Source organism: Mesorhizobium sp. CA10, assembly GCF_020165285.1.
Classification (GTDB): Bacteria; Pseudomonadota; Alphaproteobacteria; order Rhizobiales; family Rhizobiaceae; genus Mesorhizobium.
Genome location: NZ_JAIUHV010000003.1, coordinates 238,758 through 259,815, shown reverse-complemented (window position 1 = coordinate 259,815; position 21,058 = coordinate 238,758). Strand labels below are relative to the sequence as shown.

The following is a 21,058-nucleotide window of genomic DNA, read 5'->3' as shown; positions in this document are numbered from 1 at the left end:
CCTTAATCCTTTGGCAGATCGAGAAAGTGGCCGGACGTGGCGGCAGCCACCGGGCGGGCGGCGCTGCCGTCAGCCAGCGCCACCGGACGCTTTGACGCCGAGGCGTTCACTTCTTCGGTGTTGTTCAGGAAATAGTCGGCGGGACTTGCCGGCTGGGTGCCGTCGGTCGGCTCGACCATCTTCTTCGAGGGATCGACCGGCTTGACCAGGTAGGGCGTGACGATGATCACCAGATCGGTCTCGCGCCGCTGATAGGACTTCGAGGAAAACAGCGGGCCGAGCACCGGCAGCTTGCCGATCCCCGGCACCCGCGATGTCGTGATGTCGTTCTGCGACTGCAGGAGGCCGGCGATCATGAAGCTCTGGCCGTTCTTGAGGTCGACCGATGTCCTGGCGCGGCGCACGATGAAAGCCGGAATGGAAATGCCGCTGCTGACCTGGATGGAAGCGGACGGGTCGATCGAGGACACTTCCGGCGCGATGTCGAGGCTGACCAGCCCGTCCTTCAGCACCGTCGGCGTGAAATCGAGGCCTACGCCGTACTTCTTGTAGGTGACGCTGATCTTGCCATTGTCTTCGGAAACCGGGATCGGGAATTCGCCGCCGGCAAGGAAGCTCGCCGTCTGGCCCGAACGCGCGATTAGGTTCGGCTCCGCCAGCCGTCGCGCCAGGCCGCGTTCCTCCAGCGCCTTGATGGCGATGTCGATGGAAACGCCGTTCGACAGCAAGCTGCCGATGATCTCGCCTGTTCCGGCAGCCGTCAGGTCTCCTCCATCCGGGTTCAGCACGACTTTGCGGTTGCCGATGCCATAGGCGAAATTGGCGGCGTATTTGGCGCCGAGGTCCTGGCCGGCCTGGCGGTTGATCTCGACGAATCGGACATTGAGCTGAACCTGCTGCGAGGACGAGATGTTGACCGAGTTGATGACTTCCTCATTGCCGGAAAAGCGTGACGCAATCTTGCTGGCTTTGTCGGCGGCGACCGCATCGTCGGCTTCGCCCGACAGCACGACGCGCCCGTTCGCCGAGCCGACCTTGATCTTGGCGTCGGGAACGCTGGCGCGGATGGTGCTGGCAAGCTGGTCGGTGTCCAGCGTCACCTCGATGTCGATGGTGCCGACAAGCTGCTTGTTCTGGTCGAACAGGGCAATGCCGGTGGTACCCAGGTTGTTGCCGAGCACATAGAAGGATTTGTCGGTCAGCGGGTTGACGTTGGCGATCTCCGGATCGCCGATGACGATCTGGTAGAAGGCGGCGCTCGTCATGATCGTCTTCGGCTTGCCCTTGGCGACCTTGATCGAGGCGTTCTTGTTCGCCGAGACATAGACGACGTCATTGCCCGCCCTTGCCGGCGCGGCGACGGCAAGCACTGTCGCCGCCAGCGCAATCACGCCGAGAAGACGCCATCCCCCGGTCGTCCGAAATGTATCAAACCCGAACATCCTGCCCCGTCCCCGCCGGTCCCCACCGGCTATTGCTGCAGTTCCTGCGGCGGTTGCCGCGAAGGAACCTTGTATTCCTCGACCTTGTCGCCGCGCGTCACGATCACCGTCTTGAATTTCGGCTCGTCCTGGTCCTTCGTCACCGCATTGACGAGCGAGGCGGCGCTCGCCTGCGCATTTGCGGCAACCGAACCGCCGAAGGACGAGATGGTCGTCAGCCCGCTTTCGCTGGCGCTGGCGTCGGCGGCCGACCGCAGCGACAACGACAGCGTGCCGACGGTGCGGGCAAGCGCCACCTTCTGCGCCCCGTCGTTGGTCACCTCGATGGTCACCGAATTGGCGACTTGCGGCTCGGTCTTGCGTTCATCGGCGCCCTGTCCGACCGAGAGCACCTTGGCATCGGAGACAACGATCTCGGACGTAACGGTCGAGCCGGCAGCCCCTTGAGCATTCTTGGACACTTCCTGGATGTCCCCAGCATCGCGCGTCAGCACGACGTCGACGCGGTCTCCCGGCGTGATGAAGCCGCCGACGCCGGCGATCTCGTCGGTGCGGATGGTGACGGCCCGCATTCCCGCCGACAGCATGTTGGAAAGCGTGGCGCGGCCGTTCGGTCCCGACAGCTTGGTGAGCAGCACCGGTTCGTTGACCTCGATCGGCGACAGCACGACCCGGCTGCCGTCCGCAAGCAGCTTGTCGATTGTCGGGAAAGCGCCCTGCGGCAGCGAATCCTGCGGCCACGGAATCTCGGCGAGTTGCGGCCGTCCAAGCTCCATGCCGTAGCGCAGCGGCGCTTGCGCCACCACGATGGTCTTGAACTCGACCTTGGGCTGCTGCGGCGCCACGACGACCTTGACCTCGGCCTGAGCCTTCGCCTGGCTCTTGACCCAGAAATCCGCCGCAAAGATCGAGATCGCGCCGAAAACGGCGGCGATGCCGATCATGGTTATGGCCCTGCCCCTCACAATGGAACCCCTGACGCCCGTGGTCTTTTGTTGGTTGGGCCTCACGCTAGGCGTTAATGTTAAAGAATCAGGAATCCCGCGACCCGCCAACCGCCCTATTTCGGCCGGCTTGGTTATCGAATGGTTTTGGAATAAGAGACAGTTTGAATCCCTGAACGGAACAGGAACTCGTTCGCCCGCCAAAAGCGTGGCAGTATCCACGAATGATTCGTATTACCGGACGCTAGGCCTCGCATGGACGACAACAACGACCTCTTCGGCAAGATGGAAAAGCCGGCACAGCAAGTGCGCGCGCCCTCGCGGCCCGCCGATCCGCTGGTGCAGGCCGCGAAGCGTTCGACCGCCGCCCGCGACGGCAGCGAGGGCTACAGCGCCGCCGATATCGAGGTGCTGGAAGGGCTCGAGCCGGTGCGGCGCCGTCCGGGCATGTATATCGGCGGCACCGACGACAAGGCCATGCATCACCTGTTCGCCGAGGTCATCGACAATTCGATGGACGAAGCGGTGGCCGGCCACGCCACCTTCATCGACGTCGAGCTTTCTGCCGACGGCTTCCTGACCGTCACCGACAACGGCCGCGGCATCCCGGTCGATCCGCATCCGAAATTCAAGAAGCCAGCGCTCGAAGTCATCATGACCACGCTGCATTCGGGCGGCAAGTTCGACTCCAAGGTTTACGAGACCTCCGGCGGCTTGCACGGCGTCGGCGTCTCGGTCGTCAATGCGCTGTCCGACCACCTCGAGGTCGAGGTCGCGCGGGGTCGTCAGCTCTACCGGCAGCGTTTTTCGCGCGGCGTCCCGGTCAGTGGATTGGAGCATCTCGGCGAGGTCCACAACCGCCGCGGCACGAAGACCCGTTTCCATCCTGACGAGCAGATTTTCGGCAAGGGCGCCGCCTTCGAACCGGCGCGCCTTTACCGCATGACGCGCTCGAAGGCCTATCTGTTCGGCGGCGTCGAGATCCGCTGGACCTGCGATCCGTCGCTGATCAAGGACAAGGATCAGACGCCGGCAAAGGCCGAGTTCCATTTCCCCGGCGGCCTCAAGGACTATCTCAAGGCGACGCTGGGCGACGAATTCCAGGTCACGCGCGAGGTTTTCGCCGGGAAGAGCGACAAGCAGGGCGGCCACGGTTCGCTCGAATGGGCTGTGACCTGGTTCGGCGGCGACGGTTTCCTCAACTCCTATTGCAACACCATTCCGACCCCCGAAGGCGGCACGCATGAGGCCGGCTTCCGCAACGTGCTGACGCGCGGGTTGCGCGCTTACGCCGATCTCATCGGCAACAAGCGCGCTTCGATCATCACCACCGATGACGTGATGATCTCGGCCGCCGGCATGCTGTCGGTGTTCATCCGCGAGCCGGAATTCGTCGGCCAGACCAAGGACAGGCTGGCGACGATCGAGGCAATGCGCATCGTCGAAAACGCCCTTCGCGACCCGTTCGACCACTGGCTGGCAGACAATCCGCAGGAAGCCTCCAAGCTTCTGGACTGGGTCATCGCGCGCGCCGACGAACGCGTGCGGCGCCGCCAGGAAAAGGAAGTCTCCCGCAAAAGCGCGGTGCGCAAGCTGCGCCTTCCGGGCAAGCTTGCCGACTGCACGCAGAACGCCGCCGCCGGCGCCGAGATCTTTATCGTCGAGGGCGACTCGGCCGGCGGCTCGGCCAAGCAGGCGCGCGACCGCGCCAGCCAGGCAGTGCTGCCGCTGCGCGGCAAGATTCTCAATGTCGCCTCCGCCGGCAACGACAAGCTTGCCGCCAACCAGCAGATTTCCGATCTCATCCAGGCGCTCGGCTGCGGCACGCGTTCCAAATATCGCGACGAGGATCTGCGCTACGACCGCGTGATCATCATGACCGACGCCGACGTCGACGGCGCGCACATCGCTTCGTTGCTGATCACCTTCTTCTATCAGGAGATGCCGAACCTGATCCGCGGCGGCCATCTCTACATGGCCGTGCCGCCGCTCTATTCGATCCGGCAAGGCGGCAAGGTCGGCTACGCCCGCGACGACGCGCACAAGGACGAACTGCTGCGCACCGAGTTCACCGGGCGCGGCAAGGTCGAGATCGGCCGCTTCAAGGGCCTGGGCGAGATGATGGCCTCACAGCTCAAGGAGACCACGATGGATCCGAGGAAGCGCACGCTTTTGAGGGTCGACGTGATCGACGCCGAGCAGGCCACCAAGGATGCCGTCGATGCGCTGATGGGCACCAAACCTGAGGCGCGTTTCCGCTTCATCCAGGAGCGCGCCGAATTCGCCGAGACGGACGTGCTGGATATCTGAACGCCGTCCGGTCCATAACAGGCTCCGGCACGGAGACCCGGTGTGACCTGGACGCGGTTTAAAGAGCTTGTCGAGACACCCTTAAGCGGTCTGACGCAGCCGACCCGTTCGGACTGGATTTTTGCCCTGCGCACGGTTTCGGCTGGACTGGTCGCGCTGCTTGCCGCCTATGCGCTGAAGCTCGATCACCCGCAATGGGCGATGATGACGGTGTTCATCGTCGCGCAGCCGGTCGCCGGCATGGTGCTGGCAAAGGGCTTCTACCGGCTGCTCGGCACGCTGGCCGGCGGTCTCGCCGCAGTCGGCATCACTTCACTGTTCGGCGCCGACCCGTGGCTGCTTGTCACCGTGCTGGCGCTCTGGATCGGCGTCTGCACGCTGGTCTCGTCGCTGTTGCGCAATCCGGAAGCCTATGGCGCCGCGCTTGCCGGCTACACGGCGATGATCATCAGCCTGCCGGCCCTCGGACAACCGCATATTCTCGTCGACCTCGCCGTCGCGCGTTGCGCCGAGATCGTGCTCGGCATCGTCTGCGCCGGCGTGACCAGCCGGTTGATCCTGCCAAAGCTCGCAGCCGACGCTATCATTTCCAGGTTGAAGCGCAGCATCCACGACCTCGCCGAATATGCCGGCGGCGCCTTTTCCGGCGGCGACCCGGCGAGCCTCGCCGCGCTCCAGCGCAAGCTGATCGCCGATGCCCAGACGCTCGCTGAGATGCGCACCTATGCGCGGCTGGAGGCGCCGAGCTTCGCCACTCGCGCCCACCCGGTGCGGCGCACGATCGGCCAGCTTCTGTGGGCGCTTTCGGCGGCGCGCGCGTTGCACAGCCACCGCAGGCCGAAGAACGCGGCGCTCATTCCCGTGCGCAGCGAATTGAAAGCCTTCGTCGGCGAACTGGCGGCGACGCCCGGCGCGCTCGACGATACCGGGCCCTGGGTGGCGCGGCTCGACGCGATCGCGAGCAAGGCCAGGGAGATGCCCGAACTGCCCAACGATACCGGCTCCAAGGATAACGGCGAAGACAAGGTCGGCACCATCACCCGACTGACCATCGCCGGCGATTTCGCCGAGGCGCTGAAGCAGGTGATGCGCGGGCTGGAGGCGCTTCGCTCGCCTGTCTCCAGCAAATCGAGCGAGCGGGGCCAGCCGGCGCTGGTTGTCCACCGCGACTACCAGGCCGCATGGCGCAATGCCGTGCGCGCCGCGCTGGCGACGTTGCTCGTGGCGATTTTTTGGCTGACGACCAGATGGTCGGAAGCCGCCGGCACCGTCATCCTCGTCGCCGTCGTCTCCAGCCTGTTCGCATCGCGCCCAGATCCCGTGCAGTCCGCCTGGGGTTTTTTCACCGGCACGCTGATCGCGCTGCCTTTTGCCTTCCTTGTCGGCCAGGTCGCGCTGCCGGCGCTGCCGGGCTTCGGCTGGTTCACCCTCTTCGTCGTGCCGATCCTGGTGCCCGCAGCGCTCGGCATGGCCAATCCGCGCCATGTCGGCGTCGCCACCGCCTTCGCCATCAACTTCCTCGCCTTCCTCAGCCCGCATCAGCAGATGATCTACGACCCCGGGCCGTTCTTCGCCGGCTCGGCCTCGATCCTGGTCGGCATCCTGATTGCCATCGGCGTCTTCATTGTCGTGCTGCCCGCCGATCCCTGGGTCACCGTGGAGCGCATCTCGCAGGCGATGCGCGAGGACCTGGCCCGGCTTTGCCTGCATGAGCGCATTCCCCGCCGTTCGGCCTTCGAAAGCCTCGCCTATGACCGGATCAATCAGTTGATGCCGCAGGTCCAGCGGACGGGCCGCAAGGGCGATCCCATTCTCGGCGGAAGCATCGCGGCCGTCACCGTCGGACTGGAAGTGCTGCGGCTGCGCCACGCGCAACTGAACTCCGCCGTTCCGCATGAAACAGTCGAGTCCATCGGCAATTTCCTGCGCGCCCTGGCGCGCGAATTGCTGTTTCGGCAACCGGGCGAGCCGCAGACCGCGACCATCGCGGTGGCGAGGCAATACGCGGCCAGCATCGCCCAACGCAGCGATCGGCTCGAAATACTGCAGATCGCCGCCTCGCTGCGCATCATTGCCGCGGCGATGGAAGATTACCCGGATTTCTTTGCGAAGGGTCGCGCTTAACCGCCTCGGGACGTGTCTGGTTTGGGCCTTCCCGAGAATGGGTCCTTGCTGGACTGGTCGACACCTTTTAGGGTGGACACATGGCGCTCAAGCGGATGGACAACATCGGAATCGTCGTTGAAGACCTCGACGCGACGGTTGATTTCTTTCGTGAGCTTGGCCTTGAACTCGAAGGGCGTGCCACGATCGAAGGAGAATGGGCCGGGCGTGTCACCGGGCTCGGCGATCAGCACGTCGAGATCGCCATGATGCGCACGCCCGACGGCCACAGCCGACTCGAGCTGTCCCGCTTCATCAAGCCGCCCGTCATCGCGGATCACCGCAATGCCCCGGTGAACGCATTGGGTTACCTCCGCGTCATGTTCGCCGTGGACGACATCGACGACACGATTGAGAGGCTCCGCAAGCGCGGCGCCGAGCTCGTCGGCGAAGTCGTCCGGTATAAGGACGCGTATCGGCTTTGCTATATCCGTGGGCCTGAAGGGCTTCTCATAGGACTCGCCCAGGAACTCAGCTGAGGCCTGATATGTGTCCCTAGGCCGCGGCGATGGCCAGCGCATGTCCGCGCGCGTTTTCGCGCAGCGCGTCGAGATGGATCGACTTCACCAGCCCTGCGAGATCGCCCTCGGCCGCTTGGCCGCCGAGTTCCTTCAGCATCAGCCAGCTCACTTCCTGCACGCCGGCGACACGCCGGCCATTGGCGACCTCGCGCCAGACTTTCAGCGCCCTCAGGATGATGCCATGCGTGGCCGGCGCAAGCCCGGCGCTGCGGAACAGCGCCTGCAGCGCAACGTCGTGCCCGCCGGCGAGAAGTGCCGTCACCCGTTGCTCGGATTGTCGGGCTAAGGCCACCAGCGTCGAGCCGAAGAAGTCCACCTTGCCATGCGCGATGGTGCGGATGATGAAACCGGCGGTGAGGTCGCCGCGCAGCCGCAAATGCTCGATCAGCGCCGCATGCTCCTCCATGCGCGTTCCCTCGATCAGCGTCACCGAGGCTTTCACGCAGGCATCACGCAGGACGCGATCGGCGCGCGCCGCCCCCATCATCGCCAGCACCAGCGGCGAACCTTTCAAGGTCTCGCCGAGCTTGACCAGCAACATGTGCCGGCAGTCGGCCGGCAGGCGCCGATCGGCAATCAGCGCCTCGCGCACCAGCGGCAGGTGGCCGTGCCGCTCGGCCATGCGGCGGAAGCTCAGCGAAGCGATCTCGGCGCCGCTGTTGCCGATCAGCGCGGCGCAGGCTTCCGGTTCGCCGATCTCGGCGATCGCCGCCGCCAGCGACATCGAGACGACCGGACGGTTGGCGATCAGCTTCTGCGTCACCTTCTGGCCGCAGGCGACGCGCTCGACCAGATCGGCGTCGGTAAGCAGCGGCGAACGCGCGAGCACCAGCGCCGCCACTTCCGGCTGGTCGGCGGCCAAGGCGCTGATCACCTGCGGCGGCGCGTGATGGCTCATCGACAGCGCCTCGGCAAGCGCCAGGCGCACCTTGGACGAAGCGTCGTCCAGAAGCAGCGTCAGCGCCGCCTCGGCGGCACAGCGATCCTCGAACGGCAGATCGGAGTTGACATAGGCGCGTGCCAGCGCGCTCGCGGCGGCGGCACGCTCGGAAACCCTTGCCGTATCAATCCATTTTAGAAAATGCGAAACAACCATGCCGACCAGCTGCGCCCTTGCCGGAAAGGTCCCGGCCCCGTTGTGAACGGTAGGCTGCAAATGGTTTACGAACGGTTCACCATGTTTCTTAACCGGCTTGATGGGGGCGCAGCCAACGCCTATCAAGCAAGGACATCGGAGGAAATCGAACCATGGCCGGGCTTTATCTGGAAGAGTTTGTCGTCGGCCATGTCTTCCGCCACACGCTGCGCAAGACCGTGACCGAGAGCGACAACATGCTGTTTTCGGTGATGACGTTGAACCCGCAGCCCTTGCACATCGATTTCGACTTTGCCGCGAAAACCGAATGGGGCAGGCCGCTGGTGAATTCGCTGTTCACGCTCGGCCTGATGATCGGCATCTCGGTGAACGACATCACCGTCGGCACCACGGTCGCCAATCTCGGCATGAAGGAAACGGTGTTTCCGCACCCCGTCTTTCACGGCGACACCATCCGGGTCGAGACGACGGTTATCTCCGTGCGCGACTCCAAGTCGAAACCCGATCGGGGCATCGTCGAGTTCGAGCACCGCGCCTACAATCAGAATGACGTTCTTGTCGCCAAATGCACCAGGCAGGCAATGATGCTGAGGAAGGCGGCCTGATGCGCTCGCTGCTGTTCGTGCCCGGCGATTCCGAGCGCAAGCTGGAAAAGGTATTCGAGGCCGGCGCCGACGTGGTCATCGTCGATCTCGAGGATTCGGTCGCCGCCGCCAGCAAGGCAGCGGCACGCGCGACCGCAGCCGGTTTCATCTCCAGCCAAAGGCACCGGACGGGTTCGGCAATCTATGTGCGGGTCAACGATCTTTCCACCGGCCTGACCGACGCCGATCTTGCGGCGCTCGTCGTGGCGAAGCCCGACGGCATCATGCTGCCGAAGTCGAACAGCGGGCAAGACGTCCAGCAGCTGGCGGCAAAGCTGCGCGTGCACGAGGCCGAGAACGGGCTTCCGGACGGCGCCATAAGAATCCTGCCGATCATCACCGAGACCGCGGCGGGCGTGCTGGCGGCGGCGAGCTATGCCGGCGCAAGCGCGCGGCTTGCCGGCCTGACCTGGGGCGCGGAGGATTTGTCCGCGGCGATCGGCGCGCGCGCGACCCGCGACGAGAGCGGCCGCTACACCGACGTGTTTCGTCTGACGCGGACCATGACCATTCTGGCGGCCGGCGCGGCCGAAGTCGCCGCCATCGACACCGTCTTTCCCGATTTCCGCGACATGGCCGCCCTCGAGAAGGAATGCCGCGAGGCCGAGCGCGACGGCTTCACCGGCAAGATGGCGATCCATCCGGCGCAGGTGCCGGTCATCAATGCCGCCTTCACGCCGTCCGCCGAAGCGGTCGCGCGATCGCGGGCGATCGTCGATGCCTTCGCGGCGGCGGGAAATCCGGGCGTCGTCGGCATCGACGGCAAGATGTATGACAGGCCGCATTTGCGTCTGGCCGAGCGTTTATTGGCCCGCGCCAGGGCGGCGGGCAGCCTTGCCTGAGGTTACCAGACCATCGGAATCAGCTTGTAGCGCACGCGCGCGGCATAAACGTCATAGCCCTGCAGGCCGGTTCGCAACGTCTTTTCCTCGATGAAGGTGCGGATGCCGAGCAGGACGATGAAGACAAGCACCGACGCCAGTCCCCACCAGGAACCAAGCAGCAGCGCCGTGCCGGCGAAATAAAGTATGGCGCCGGCATACATCGGATGGCGGACATAACTGTATGGGCCGGTCGTGATCACCTTCTGCCCGCGCTCGTCCTGGATCTTCACGACAGGTGCAGCGAAGCTGTTTTCCAGCATAGTGAGATAGCAGATCCAGATACCTACGAGCAGGACCAGCACGCCGACCACCCGCACCCAGACGGGAGCTGCCGACCAGCCGAAACGGAAGTCGAGCCCCATCAGGGCCAACCAGGCGAAGATGCCGAGCAGCAATATGCTCAGCAATATCTTGTCGGCAGGCGTCTGGGTCTTCTGGATCGGCGGGCGGAGACGCTCATTCATCAGACCTGGATCGCGCCATGCGAGCGCAATGCCCATCGTAAGGCTCAGCCCGACCATCACGACTATGTACACCCAAGCTCCGGTCCAGTGCAGCGTGCCGGCCGACAGAAACAGCAGCACGCCCATGATGCCGAACCATACGAATGTCTGGAAAACCAATCTCGAGATCATGACAACCTTCCCGTGATGTCCCCGCCGCTATTGGCCGCCCGCCGCGCCGTTTCCTCCGAAAACCACAAATAATCCTAACCGGCCCAGGGACCGGCGTAATCGGCATAGAGCTTTGCCGGATCGGGCCGCGGTCGCTCCGGCGCCGGCCCCTGATAGGAGCCGATGTGGACGAAGCCGATGACACGCTCCTGCGGCGACAGTCCGAGGATTGCCCTGCCCTCCGGAACGTCGGAATACCAGTTGCTGATCATGTTGGTGCCATAGCCCAGCGCGTTCGCCGCGATCATCAGGTTCATCGCCGCCATGCCGCCCGACAGGAACATCTCCCATTGCGGGATCTTCGGGTTCTCCTTTGGTACCGACACGACGCCGATCACCAGCGGCGCGCGTGAGAAGCGCGCCAGTTCCTGGTTGCGCCGGCCTTCCGGCAGCGGCCCCTCGCGCTGTTCGGCAAGTGCCGCCAGCTTCTTGCCGATCTCGATGCGCGCCTCGCCGCGATAAAGGATGAACCGCCATGGCTCGAGCCGGCCGTGGTCGGGAACGCGCGAGGCGGCCGCGATCATCGTCGCGATCTCGGCATCGCTCGGCGCCGGCTCCTTGAGGTCGGGGATCGGCGCAGAATTGCGGGTGAGCAGAAAGTCGATGATCGGCGACGCCATGGGCGCAAGTCTCCTGAAGGCATTCGATTTTGAGCTGAAGCACGCCATCGGGAGGTCGGGCGGCTCGGGCGGTGGCGTTTTGCGCCTGATAAGAAGCCGCCGCGCCGGGCGGCGCGCTTCTAGGCCTTGAAATTGCCACCGCCTTGGGCTTCAACGCAAGGCATGTTTGAGGGGATCTTGCGCCTTTTCGTGATCGCACTCGTCGCTGCGTTGTTCGCGGTGCCGGTTTCCTTCGCGCTGGCCCAGAACGCCAACGACATCGGCGACATCAAGCTTCCAGACATTTCGAGCTACGCAACGCCGAAGGCCGGGACGCCGCTGGCGCTCGGCAACGGCGGCGCCATCACGCTGTCGGCGCAGTTGACCGACAAGGGCGCCGACATCACCCGCGGCATCGTCTGGCGGGTTTTCAGGCCGCAGCCCGCCAGTGATGGCAAACTGCCGATGGTAGCATCCGCCCATGGCGGCACAGCCGTGTTCCAGCTCGACCCCGGCAGCTATCTTGTCCATGCCTCCTACGGACGCGCCGGCGCCACCAAACGCATCACGGTCGGCAAGGAGGCAAAGCGCGAAAGCCTTGTGCTCGACGCCGGCGGCCTGAAGCTCGACGCGGTGACGTCGGGCGGCGCGCCCATCCCGCCGAAGAAATTGCGCTTCTCGATCTATGAAGGCCAAGCCGCGGCCAATGGCGACCGGGCGCTGATCGCCCCCGACGTCGCGCCGAACACCGTTGTGCGGCTGAACGCCGGCACCTACCACGTCGTCTCCACCTACGGCGCGGTCAACGCCGTGATCCGCTCCGACATCCGCGTCGAGGCCGGCAAGCTGACGGAGGCGACCGTCGAGCACCGCGCCGCCGAGATGACGATGAAGCTGGTGCGCGAGCCCGGCGGCGAGGCCATCGCCGACACGTCCTGGTCGCTGCTCAACGAGAGCGGCGATCCGATCAAGGAAGCGGTCGGCGCCTTCGCCTCGATGGTGCTGGCCGAAGGCCAATACACCATCATCGCCAAGAACCGCGACCGTATCTACCAGAAGGATTTCACGGTCGTTGCCGGCCAGAACCAGGAAATCGAGGTCGTGGCCAACGAATCCTCAGCCATCGACCCCGAGGAAGGCGCGGACTGATCGGGCTGATCAGGCTGCCTTGCGCATCCGCTTCGGCAGGAACGGCACGCGGCCACGCAGCGCGGAAGGCGTGGCCAGATCGAAGACCGCGCGATACAGGCGATCGAGCAGCGCCTTGCGGTCGCGCAGCGGCTCGAGGTCGCTCCATCTCAGCACGTCGCCGATGCGCACCTCAATCGCCTTGCCGGACAGTCGCGCGAATTCGCGGATAAGCAAGGAGGTGCGCAGCGTCAGCGACGCCCTGCCGATGAATTTCGCCACGCGGTTGTCGCGCTCGGCCATATTCATCGGGCCGCTGACGAGATGGAACAGGCGGCCGTTCTGGCCGGAGAAATGCATCGGGATGACCGAGGCCTTGGCGTCCTGGACGAGCTTGGCCGGGAACATCTTCCACGGCAGGTCGATGGCGCGGCCGAAACCCTTCGGCGCCGTGGCGACGCCGCCGGCCGGGAACACGACGATGGTGACGCCTTCCTTCAACAGCCGCACCGCTTCATGGCGCACCGCCATGTTGTTCTTCAACGCTTCCTTGGTCTCGGAAAAATCGATCGGCAGCGAATAGGGCTCCATCTCGCGGATCCTGAGCAGATCCTTGTGGATCATGACCCGGAACGGCCGGCCGAGCTGCTCGGCCAGCGACAGCACCGCAATGCCGTCGCCGATGCCGAAGGGATGGTTTGCGACGATGACCAGCGGCGTGTCCGGCAGCGCTGGCGGCGGCCATTGCACAGCGTTGCGGACCTTGACGTCGATCAATTCCAGCATGCGGCTGAATACGCGGTCGCCTGTCGGCACAACCTGGCGACGCCAGAAATCGTAGAGCACGGCGAAGCGGTCGCGCCCCGACAGGCCCTCGACCGAATGGATGAACCAGCGCGTCAGCACCGGTTGATGCGGGTTGGCGTAGGAAAGCTCGGGAAACCGTCTTTCCCGCAGTTTCAACTTGAGCATGGCGGCTCGTTACAAGGCTGGCGTGACAGGCATATGAAAATGGCGGTGGACACGCCACCGCCATTCAAGGAAGCGCTGGTAAGTCAGGCTGCGCGACGCTTGCGGTCGGGCGAGACCGCCTCGTCGGTGAGAGACTTCACGGCATCCTCGAGCTTCAGCGATTCCTGGTCGCGGGAGCCAAGCCGGCGGACATTGACGGTTTCCTCTTCCGCCTCGCGCCTGCCGCAGACGAGGATGACCGGCACCTTGGCGAGCGAATGCTCGCGCACCTTATAGTTGATCTTCTCGTTGCGCAGGTCGGCTTCGGCGAGCAGCCCCGCGGCCTTCAGCCGCTCGACCACATTCAAGGCGTACTCGTCCGCATCCGAGGTGATCGTCGCCACCACCACCTGCAGCGGTGCGAACCACAGCGGGAAATGGCCGGAATAGTTCTCGATCAGGATGCCGAGGAAGCGCTCCATCGAGCCGCAGACGGCGCGATGCACCATCACCGGCTGCTTCTTCTCCGAATCCGAGCCGATATAGAAGGCGCCGAAGCGCTCCGGCAGGTTGAAGTCTACCTGCGTGGTGCCGCATTGCCATTCGCGGCCGATGGCGTCCTTCAGCACATATTCGAATTTCGGCCCGTAGAACGCACCCTCGCCCGGATTGATCGAGGTCTTGATGCGGTTGCCGGAGCGCGTGCGGATCGTCTCCAGCACGTTGCTCATGATCGCTTCGGCATGATCCCAGGCCTCGTCGGTGCCGACGCGCTTGTCCGGCCGGGTCGACAGCTTCACGCTGACCTCCTCGAAGCCGAAATCGGCATAGGTCGACAGGATCAGGTCGTTGATGCGCAGGCATTCGGCCGCGAGCTGCTCCTCGGTGCAGAAGATATGCGCATCGTCCTGCGTGAAGCCGCGCACGCGCATCAGCCCGTGGAGCGCGCCCGACGGCTCGTAGCGATGCACATTGCCGAACTCCGCAAGCTTTACAGGCAGTTCTCGGTATGACTTCAACCCATGCTTGAAGATCTGCACATGGCCGGGACAGTTCATCGGCTTCAGCGCGAAGACGCGGTCGTCGTCGGTGTCGTCGCCGGCGACCGTGACCTTGAACATCGCGTCGCGATACCAGCCCCAGTGTCCCGACGTCTCCCACAGGCTCTTGTCCAGCACCTGCGGCGCGTTGACTTCCTGATAGCCGTGCTCGTCGAGGCGGCGGCGCATGTAGTTGATCAGGTTCTGCACCATCTTCCAGCCCTTGGCGTGCCAGAAGACGACGCCTGGTCCCTCTTCCTGGAAATGGAACAGGTCCATCTCGCGGCCGAGCTTGCGGTGGTCGCGCTTCTCGGCCTCTTCCAGCAGGGTCTGGTAGGCATCGAGTTGCGCCTGGTCGGCAAAGGCTGTGCCGTAGATGCGCGTCAGCATCGGATTGTTCGAGTCGCCGCGCCAATAGGCGCCCGCCACCTTCATGAGCTTGAAGGCATTGCCGATCTGCCCGGTCGAAGCCATGTGCGGACCGCGGCACAGGTCGAACCAGTCGCCCTGAGCGTAGATCTTGAGGTCCTGGTCCTCCGGAATCGCGTCGATCAGCTCAAGCTTGTAGCGCTCGCCCTTCTCGGCGAAGACCTTCTTCGCCTTCTCGCGCGACCACACTTCCTTGGTGAACGGCTTGTTGCGCGCGATGATCTCGCGCATCTTCTTTTCGATCACCGGAAAATCGTCCGGCGTGAACGGCTCGTTCCTGGCAAAGTCGTAATAGAACCCGTTCTCGATAACCGGCCCGATCGTCACCTGCGTTCCCGGCCACAGCTCCTGCACGGCCTCGGCCAGCACATGCGCGGCATCATGGCGGATGAGCTCCAGCGCGCGCGGATCCTCGCGGGTGATGATCTCGACCTTGCCGGACGTGCCGAGCGGATCGGAAAGATCGCGAACGGTGCCGTCGAGGCTATAGGCGACAGCCTTCTTGGCCAGCGACTTGGAAATAGACTCGGCAAGGCCGGCGCCGGTCAGCGCCGCGTCGTAGTCGCGGACCGAACCATCGGGAAATGTCAGGGAAACGGAATTCGGCATCAGGATTCTCCTATCCAGTCCCGCAAACGAGCGCGGGTGGTGAAATGCATGTCGCAGGATGCGTGCGGCTTGCAGAGGGTTAGCCGGAGGCGTCCGGCGCGGCAGTCTTTTATGAGGAGTTTCCGCCGCCGTAAAGCCGCCAGCCATCTATTTGACAGGCTGTTCTATTTGATGAGGTCGGGCAAATCCTTCAGGAACGCCGCCCGCGTCGCGAGACCCTTCGGCTCTCCGGTACGCTTGGAATCGACGACCAGCCTTGCAAAGACGATGCGCCGGCTCCCCTTCTCGGCCCAGCCGACGAACCAGCCGAGCGAGCGTTTGCCGTCCTGGCCGAGCCTGGTGCTGCCCGTCTTGCCTTGCACCGTCCAGTCCCCTGCCGCGAAGGTCGGCAGGATCGCCCTGGTCATCTCATGCGCCTTCGCCGACACCGGCATCTTGCCGGCGAGCAGCTGGCGCAGAAACGCCGTCTGCTCGACCGGCGATATTTCGAGCGAGGAATTGATCCAGGATTGCGTCAGCCCGTTGTCCCTGCCGGTATCGCCCGAGACATCCTTGTTGCCATAGCCGAATTTCGACACGTAGCCGGCGAACTTCTCGGCACCGAGCCTCCGCGTGATTTCGCGCGAGTACCAGACGATGGAATCGCGTTCCCAGATCGTCGGATCGACGGTCTTCTGGTCGCGCTTCGCCGCCTTGAACTCCGGCTTGTACTCCCAGCTCGGCATATGCTCGTCTGTCAGGATGCCGGCATCGTAGCCGATCAGCGCCAGCGGCACCTTGAAGGTAGAAGCCGGGCTGACGCGCTGCTCGCAGACGCCGTCCTGGTAAAGTGTTGCGCCGCTTTGCTGATCCTGGATCAGCGTGCAGTGGATGTCGCCGAGCGGCGCCGATTGCGCCCGCACCGGCAAGCCCAGCATCCAGGCCAGCAGGAAAAGGACGATGGCGAAAATGAAAGGATAGCGGTCCATCTGGCGCATGGCGAAGTCACTCCGGAATGAGATTGCAGGAGCGGCTTAGCGAGGCGACTTGTCTCGATTTTGTCTCAAATTCGCAGTGTTCGTGCAGCTTCGCGTTAACCCTACCGGATCGTTAAAATCCGCGTCGCGCGGGACGGCGAAGCGATCAGATTTCGGGCTCGCTGTGCCTTTTGCCGATCCGCCAAAAGCGCCAGGGCATGAACCAGACATAGCGCTGGGCAAGCACCTCCGGCACGCGGTCGATGCCATGCGTCCCGAACGGCCCGCAGCGCAGCACCCGGAATAGTCCCATCCAGCCGCCCGCCCACAGGCCATGGCGGGCAATCGCCTCATGCGCATATTCGGAGCAGGTCGGCAGGTGCCGGCAGCTGTTGCCGACGAAGCCGGACAGCGTCAGCTGATAGAGGCGCACGAGCGATGTGCCCAGGATGCGCCCGGGCGTCTTGCGCCAAGGTCCCGGCCAATTGCGCCCGCGCTGGATTGGCCGGCCGCCATGCGTATGTCCGGGATGGTCGCCCACCCGCATCTCCACGGTTGTTTTGCTACGCGATAGATGTGTCCTTCCGATCTCGAACGCAACGCCCTTTCCCCTCATGGCCTGGCGCGACGGACGGGATGCCGGTCGGCCACTGGCGCATGGCGCGTGCAACTGCCGGGCCTTTCCTCGCACCAGCCGGGGTGCCGGCTCTTGTCGCGCCACTGAAACGTCGCGATCAGCATGACATCGCTCAGAATGGCCAGGAACTGGTTCATGGCAGTGCTCCTTTGAGCACCGATTAGACTGCCACTGGCCTTCCCTTTCAAACGAGTATAATTTCCGCTTCGGATAATCTGAGGTTATGCGAATGAAGCGAGGGCGGCTGCCGCTGACGGCTCTCAGGAGCTTCGAATCTGCCGGCCGGCACCTTAGTTTCAGCCTGGCGGCCGAGGAGCTTTATGTCTCGCAGGCCGCGATCAGCCGGCAGATACGCGAGCTCGAGACCTTTTTGGGCAGACCGCTGTTTCTGCGCCTCCATCGCCGCGTCGAGCTGACGGATGCGGGGCAAAGGCTGCTCGACCGATTGGTCAGAAGCTTCGACGACATCGACCGCGTGCTTTCGGAGCTCACGGCCTCGCCGGCACAAGCCGTCGTCCGTGTAAGCGTCGAGCCCTCGCTTGCCGCCATATGGCTGGTGCCGCGGCTCAATCGCTTTCGCCAATTGCGGCCCGACATCGATGTGTCGCTCGAAGTCGATCCACGGCCGATCGAGTTCCGCAGCGATCAGCCCGAACTCGCCTTGCGTTTCAGCGCCCACGCCACGTCATGGCCGCGTAGCGAGGCCGAGCGCCTGGCCTCGACTGTCGATTCACCGGTCCTGTCGCCGGCGCTGCTCGCCTCCGGCCCTCCGCTGGAAAAGCCGATCGACCTTCGCCATTACACGCTGCTGCATGAGGAAAACCGCCAAGGTTGGGCGCGCTGGTTCCAGGCCGCCGGCGTGCCCGCCGACGCAGTGCCCGCGCGTGGCCCGATGCTGGCCGATGTCTCGCTGTCGAAACAGGCTGCCCTGCTCGGACATGGCGTGGCGCTCGGCGATCTCTTGCAGATCGGCGACGAACTTGCGTCAGGCACTTTGATCAAGCCGTTCGATATCGATGTGGCTTCCGGCGCCTACTGGCTGGTGGCCAGGAGCCTGCGGACTCTGCCGGAACCCGCCAAGGCATTTGCCGACTGGATACGAAGCGAATTCGCCGTTACCAGGGAAGCGGCCTGACCGCTGCGCTCAAGCCGCCTGTTCGGCGCGCTTCTTCTCGATCTGGCCGATCGCGTCGACCACCGCGTCGAAGGTCAGCATGGTCGAGGCATGGCGCGCCTTGTAGTCGCGCACCGGCTCCAGATATTTGAGGTCGGCGAAACGGCCTTCAGGCGGCGCGCCGTTCTCCTTCAGCATCTTCAGCATGGTTTCGCGCACGGCGCGCAATTCGTCGGCGCTGGCGCCGACCACATGCTGGGCCATGATCGAGGACGAGGCTTGGCCGAGCGCGCAGGCTTTCACGTCGTGGGCGAAATCGGTCACCACGTCACCGTCCATCTTGAGGTCGACCGTGACGGTCGAGCCGCACAATTTGGAATGCGCCCTGGCTGTCGCGTCGGCATCGTCGAGCCGGCCGATCCGCCCTATATTCCCGGCGAAACCGAGAATTTTCGCATTGTAGACGTCGTCGATCATATTTTTCCAATCCGTCGCCGCCAAGCGAACAGGCTTTGCCGCTCTCGCGTCTTCCTTTCGCGCCGCTCGAACCATATATAATGGTCGCAGTCGGGCATCGACAAGGCGACGAAAAAGCCGTTGTCCCTGCTCATCTGTTCACGCCGCTTGCGGGATGGAAATGGGCGATTTTCACCCAAAAGGTCGTGGTCCGTTCAACTCGTTCCACCTTTGAGTGGGACTACGGGAGACGCCTTTATGGATGCCGTCATCAAGAAAATCATGCCCCCGTCCGAATATTTGGAAAAGCCCGTCACCGACCGGCCGAGCGAAGCCGAGGTCGAAGCCGCCGTGCGCACGCTTTTGCGCTGGACCGGCGACAATCCGGACCGCGAAGGCCTGATCGACACGCCCAAGCGCGTCACCAAAGCCTTCCGCGAAATGTTCAACGGCTATGACATGTGCCCGGCCGACGAGCTTGGCCGCACCTTCGAGGAAGTCGCCGGCTATGACGATCTCGTCATCGTCAGGAACATAAAATTCCATTCGCATTGCGAGCATCACATGGTGCCGATCATCGGCAAGGCGCATGTCGGCTATCTGCCTGACGGCAAGGTCGTCGGCCTGTCGAAGATCGCGCGCGTCGTCGACATCTTCGCGCACCGGCTGCAGACGCAGGAGGCGATGACCGCGCAGATCGCAGGCGTCATCCAGGACGTGCTCAACCCGCGCGGCGTCGCCGTCATGCTCGAGGCCGAGCATATGTGCATGGCCATGCGCGGCATCCGCAAGCAGGACTCGACTACGCTGACCTCCACCTTCACCGGCGTCTTCAAGGACACGCCGGAGGAGCAGGTCCGCTTCGTCACCATGGTGCGAGCCGGCGGCTGATCGCCGCCATCGCCGGCCACTAGGAAGAAAGATCGACCGGCGATGTCGGCACTGCAATTCCCCAAAGCCCCATCCGATAAGAAATCGCTGGAGGAAGGCTCCGTCCTTTCTCCGCGCTTCGATGCGGCCGGCCTCGTCACCGTCGTCGTCACCGATGCCGGCGACGGCATGCTCTTGATGGTCGCGCATATGAATGCCGAGGCGCTGGCGCTGACGCTGGAGACCGGCATTGCCCATTACTGGTCGCGCTCGCGCAACGCGCTGTGGAAGAAGGGCGAAACCTCGGGCAATTTCCAGCAGGTCGTCGAGATGCGCACGGATTGTGACCAAGACGCGATATGGTTGCGCGTCAAAGTGTTGGGCCACGACGCAACCTGTCACACCGGACGGCGTTCCTGCTTTTATCGGACGGTGGGGCTGAATGACGGCAAGGCGACGCTTGCCGGCGACGGCAGCAGGCCGCTGTTCGATGCGGACCAAACGTATCGGAAGCCGGTGTGAACCATTCAATATTCACAAACTACTCAGATTCACTATTCTCAAATATCCTTGCGGTAGAAGGGATACGGGACAAGGGAGATCATGATGCTCGAATGGGCGTCATTGCGCAGCAGACCTGACGTTCGGGAGGCCAACGGCCCCGCATCGTCAGGCGGCACGTCCGACCCGAAGCCAGAAAGCAAAGCCGGGATCTCGCTGGCGCTCGGCGGCGGCTGCGCCAGGGGCTGGGCCCATATCGGCGTGCTGCGCGCGCTTGACGAGGCCGGCATCGAAGTATCGATGATCGCCGGCACCTCGATCGGCGCGCTGGTCGGCGGCTGCTACCTTGCCGGCAAGCTCGACGAACTGGAAGAATTCGCCAGAAGCCTGACCAAGCGGCGCATTTTCGGCCTTCTCGATCTCAATCTTCGCGGCAGCGGCCTGTTCGGCGGCATGAGGCTCGATCAGCGCCTGCGCGAGCATCTCGACGGCGCCCGCTTCGAAGACCTGGCGAGACCCTTCGTCGCCGTCGCGTCCGAAATCCGCACCGGCCATGAAATCTGGCTGTCGAGCGGCTCGCTTGTCACCGCCATGCGCGCCTCCTATGCGCTGCCGGGCGTCTTCGAGCCGGTGGCCTGCAACGGCCGCATGCTGGTCGACGGCGCGCTGGTCAACCCGGTGCCGGTCTCGGTCTGCCGCGCCTATGAGCAACCGCTCGTCGTTGCGGTCAACCTGCATTACGACCTGTTCGGCCGCGCCGCCGTCATCAAGCACAGCGCCGGCGAGCTGCTTGTCGAGAACGACGCGCCGCGCCCCGGCCAGGTCAATCCCCAGTCACACCAGACGCGCCTTGGCATCACCGGCGTCATGGTCGAGGCTTTCAACATCATTCAGGACCGGATTTCGCGGGCCAGGCTCGCCGGCGATCCGCCGGATATGTCGCTGCAGCCCAAACTCAGCCATATCGGCCTGACGGAATTCCATCGCGCCGACGAGGCGATCAGCCTCGGCTATCAAGCGACGAAGTCCCAGATCAACGAACTGACCCGGCTGCAGTCCGTCCTGGTCTGATCGCAATCCTTGAGTTGTG

The 21,058-nt window shown here is 64.1% G+C and carries 21 protein-coding genes; 10 read left to right on the top strand and 11 right to left on the bottom strand.

What is annotated here, in order from left to right; translation table 11 throughout:
• Nucleotides 1–2: 2 nt before the first annotated feature.
• On the bottom strand, nucleotides 3–1,442 hold the full coding sequence (locus LB535_RS08235) for a type II and III secretion system protein family protein (RefSeq protein ID WP_224631834.1): 1,440 nt from the start codon (nucleotides 1,440–1,442) through the stop codon (nucleotides 3–5).
• Between the two features lie 29 nt (nucleotides 1,443–1,471).
• Nucleotides 1,472–2,386, bottom strand: coding sequence for a Flp pilus assembly protein CpaB (gene cpaB, locus LB535_RS08230; protein ID WP_224525372.1), 915 nt, complete (start codon nucleotides 2,384–2,386; stop codon nucleotides 1,472–1,474).
• Between the two features lie 255 nt (nucleotides 2,387–2,641).
• Between cpaB and parE the strand changes: the two genes are divergently transcribed.
• The 3 genes from parE to LB535_RS08215 all read left to right on the top strand — a co-directional run bounded on the left by parE (nucleotide 2,642) and on the right by LB535_RS08215 (nucleotide 7,338).
• A complete protein-coding gene (gene parE / locus LB535_RS08225; RefSeq protein WP_224631833.1) occupies nucleotides 2,642–4,696 on the top strand; it encodes a DNA topoisomerase IV subunit B in 2,055 nt (684 codons plus the stop codon).
• Nucleotides 4,697–4,738: 42 nt separating this feature from the next.
• Complete coding sequence (locus tag LB535_RS08220; RefSeq protein WP_224631832.1) at nucleotides 4,739–6,820, top strand: FUSC family protein; 2,082 nt, start codon at nucleotides 4,739–4,741, stop codon at nucleotides 6,818–6,820.
• Between the two features lie 80 nt (nucleotides 6,821–6,900).
• Nucleotides 6,901–7,338, top strand: a complete 438-nt coding sequence (locus LB535_RS08215; RefSeq protein WP_224631831.1) for a VOC family protein — start codon at nucleotides 6,901–6,903, stop codon at nucleotides 7,336–7,338.
• 16 nt (nucleotides 7,339–7,354) lie between these two features.
• On the opposite strand, the gene LB535_RS08210 is transcribed toward LB535_RS08215, so the two are convergent.
• Nucleotides 7,355–8,476 carry a DUF2336 domain-containing protein gene (locus LB535_RS08210; protein ID WP_224631830.1) on the bottom strand — a complete coding sequence of 374 codons (1,122 nt, stop codon included), beginning with the start codon at nucleotides 8,474–8,476 and terminating at the stop codon, nucleotides 7,355–7,357.
• Nucleotides 8,477–8,628: 152 nt separating this feature from the next.
• On the opposite strand from LB535_RS08210, the gene LB535_RS08205 reads away from it, so the two are divergent.
• Nucleotides 8,629–9,081: a MaoC family dehydratase gene (locus LB535_RS08205; RefSeq protein ID WP_224631829.1), complete on the top strand. Its 453-nt coding sequence runs from the start codon at nucleotides 8,629–8,631 to the stop codon at nucleotides 9,079–9,081.
• Complete coding sequence (locus tag LB535_RS08200; RefSeq protein WP_224631828.1) at nucleotides 9,081–9,962, top strand: HpcH/HpaI aldolase/citrate lyase family protein; 882 nt, start codon at nucleotides 9,081–9,083, stop codon at nucleotides 9,960–9,962. The genes LB535_RS08205 and LB535_RS08200 overlap by 1 nt, the downstream gene beginning before the upstream one ends.
• 2 nt (nucleotides 9,963–9,964) lie before the next feature.
• On the opposite strand, the gene LB535_RS08195 is transcribed toward LB535_RS08200, so the two are convergent.
• On the bottom strand, nucleotides 9,965–10,639 hold the full coding sequence (locus tag LB535_RS08195) for a methyltransferase family protein (RefSeq protein WP_224631827.1): 675 nt from the start codon (nucleotides 10,637–10,639) through the stop codon (nucleotides 9,965–9,967).
• A 74-nt stretch (nucleotides 10,640–10,713) separates the two neighbouring features.
• On the bottom strand, nucleotides 10,714–11,298 hold the full coding sequence (locus LB535_RS08190) for a nitroreductase (protein ID WP_140840394.1): 585 nt from the start codon (nucleotides 11,296–11,298) through the stop codon (nucleotides 10,714–10,716).
• 162 nt (nucleotides 11,299–11,460) lie between these two features.
• Between LB535_RS08190 and LB535_RS08185 the strand changes: the two genes are divergently transcribed.
• Nucleotides 11,461–12,426: a hypothetical protein gene (locus LB535_RS08185; RefSeq protein ID WP_224631826.1), complete on the top strand. Its 966-nt coding sequence runs from the start codon at nucleotides 11,461–11,463 to the stop codon at nucleotides 12,424–12,426.
• 9 nt (nucleotides 12,427–12,435) lie between these two features.
• On the opposite strand, the gene LB535_RS08180 is transcribed toward LB535_RS08185, so the two are convergent.
• The 5 genes from LB535_RS08180 to LB535_RS08160 all read right to left on the bottom strand — a co-directional run bounded on the left by LB535_RS08180 (nucleotide 12,436) and on the right by LB535_RS08160 (nucleotide 17,164).
• A complete protein-coding gene (locus tag LB535_RS08180; protein WP_224631825.1) occupies nucleotides 12,436–13,377 on the bottom strand; it encodes a lysophospholipid acyltransferase family protein in 942 nt (313 codons plus the stop codon).
• An 83-nt stretch (nucleotides 13,378–13,460) separates the two neighbouring features.
• Complete coding sequence (thrS, locus tag LB535_RS08175) at nucleotides 13,461–15,434, bottom strand: threonine--tRNA ligase (RefSeq protein ID WP_224631824.1); 1,974 nt, start codon at nucleotides 15,432–15,434, stop codon at nucleotides 13,461–13,463.
• A gap of 164 nt (nucleotides 15,435–15,598) precedes the next feature.
• The gene (blaOXA, locus tag LB535_RS08170; RefSeq protein ID WP_224631823.1) at nucleotides 15,599–16,411 is read right to left on the bottom strand and encodes a class D beta-lactamase; all 813 of its coding nucleotides are present in this window, start codon (nucleotides 16,409–16,411) and stop codon (nucleotides 15,599–15,601) included.
• Between the two features lie 145 nt (nucleotides 16,412–16,556).
• On the bottom strand, nucleotides 16,557–16,937 hold the full coding sequence (yidD, locus tag LB535_RS08165; RefSeq protein ID WP_224632083.1) for a membrane protein insertion efficiency factor YidD: 381 nt from the start codon (nucleotides 16,935–16,937) through the stop codon (nucleotides 16,557–16,559).
• A 65-nt stretch (nucleotides 16,938–17,002) separates the two neighbouring features.
• A complete protein-coding gene (locus tag LB535_RS08160) occupies nucleotides 17,003–17,164 on the bottom strand; it encodes a hypothetical protein (protein WP_224631822.1) in 162 nt (53 codons plus the stop codon).
• Nucleotides 17,165–17,256: 92 nt separating this feature from the next.
• On the opposite strand from LB535_RS08160, the gene LB535_RS08155 reads away from it, so the two are divergent.
• Nucleotides 17,257–18,162 carry a LysR substrate-binding domain-containing protein gene (locus LB535_RS08155; protein WP_224631821.1) on the top strand — a complete coding sequence of 302 codons (906 nt, stop codon included), beginning with the start codon at nucleotides 17,257–17,259 and terminating at the stop codon, nucleotides 18,160–18,162.
• Between the two features lie 9 nt (nucleotides 18,163–18,171).
• Here LB535_RS08155 and LB535_RS08150 read toward each other — a convergent pair whose 3' ends face one another.
• Nucleotides 18,172–18,618, bottom strand: a complete 447-nt coding sequence (locus tag LB535_RS08150; protein WP_140627330.1) for an iron-sulfur cluster assembly scaffold protein — start codon at nucleotides 18,616–18,618, stop codon at nucleotides 18,172–18,174.
• A 237-nt stretch (nucleotides 18,619–18,855) separates the two neighbouring features.
• On the opposite strand from LB535_RS08150, the gene folE reads away from it, so the two are divergent.
• From folE to LB535_RS08135, 3 genes are all read left to right on the top strand, one after another.
• The gene (gene folE / locus LB535_RS08145; protein WP_095765060.1) at nucleotides 18,856–19,488 is read left to right on the top strand and encodes a GTP cyclohydrolase I FolE; all 633 of its coding nucleotides are present in this window, start codon (nucleotides 18,856–18,858) and stop codon (nucleotides 19,486–19,488) included.
• A 42-nt stretch (nucleotides 19,489–19,530) separates the two neighbouring features.
• Nucleotides 19,531–19,989: a phosphoribosyl-AMP cyclohydrolase gene (gene hisI / locus LB535_RS08140; RefSeq protein WP_224631820.1), complete on the top strand. Its 459-nt coding sequence runs from the start codon at nucleotides 19,531–19,533 to the stop codon at nucleotides 19,987–19,989.
• A gap of 84 nt (nucleotides 19,990–20,073) precedes the next feature.
• Nucleotides 20,074–21,039, top strand: a complete 966-nt coding sequence (locus LB535_RS08135) for a patatin family protein (RefSeq protein ID WP_224632082.1) — start codon at nucleotides 20,074–20,076, stop codon at nucleotides 21,037–21,039.
• The last annotated feature ends 19 nt before the right edge of the window (nucleotides 21,040–21,058 follow it).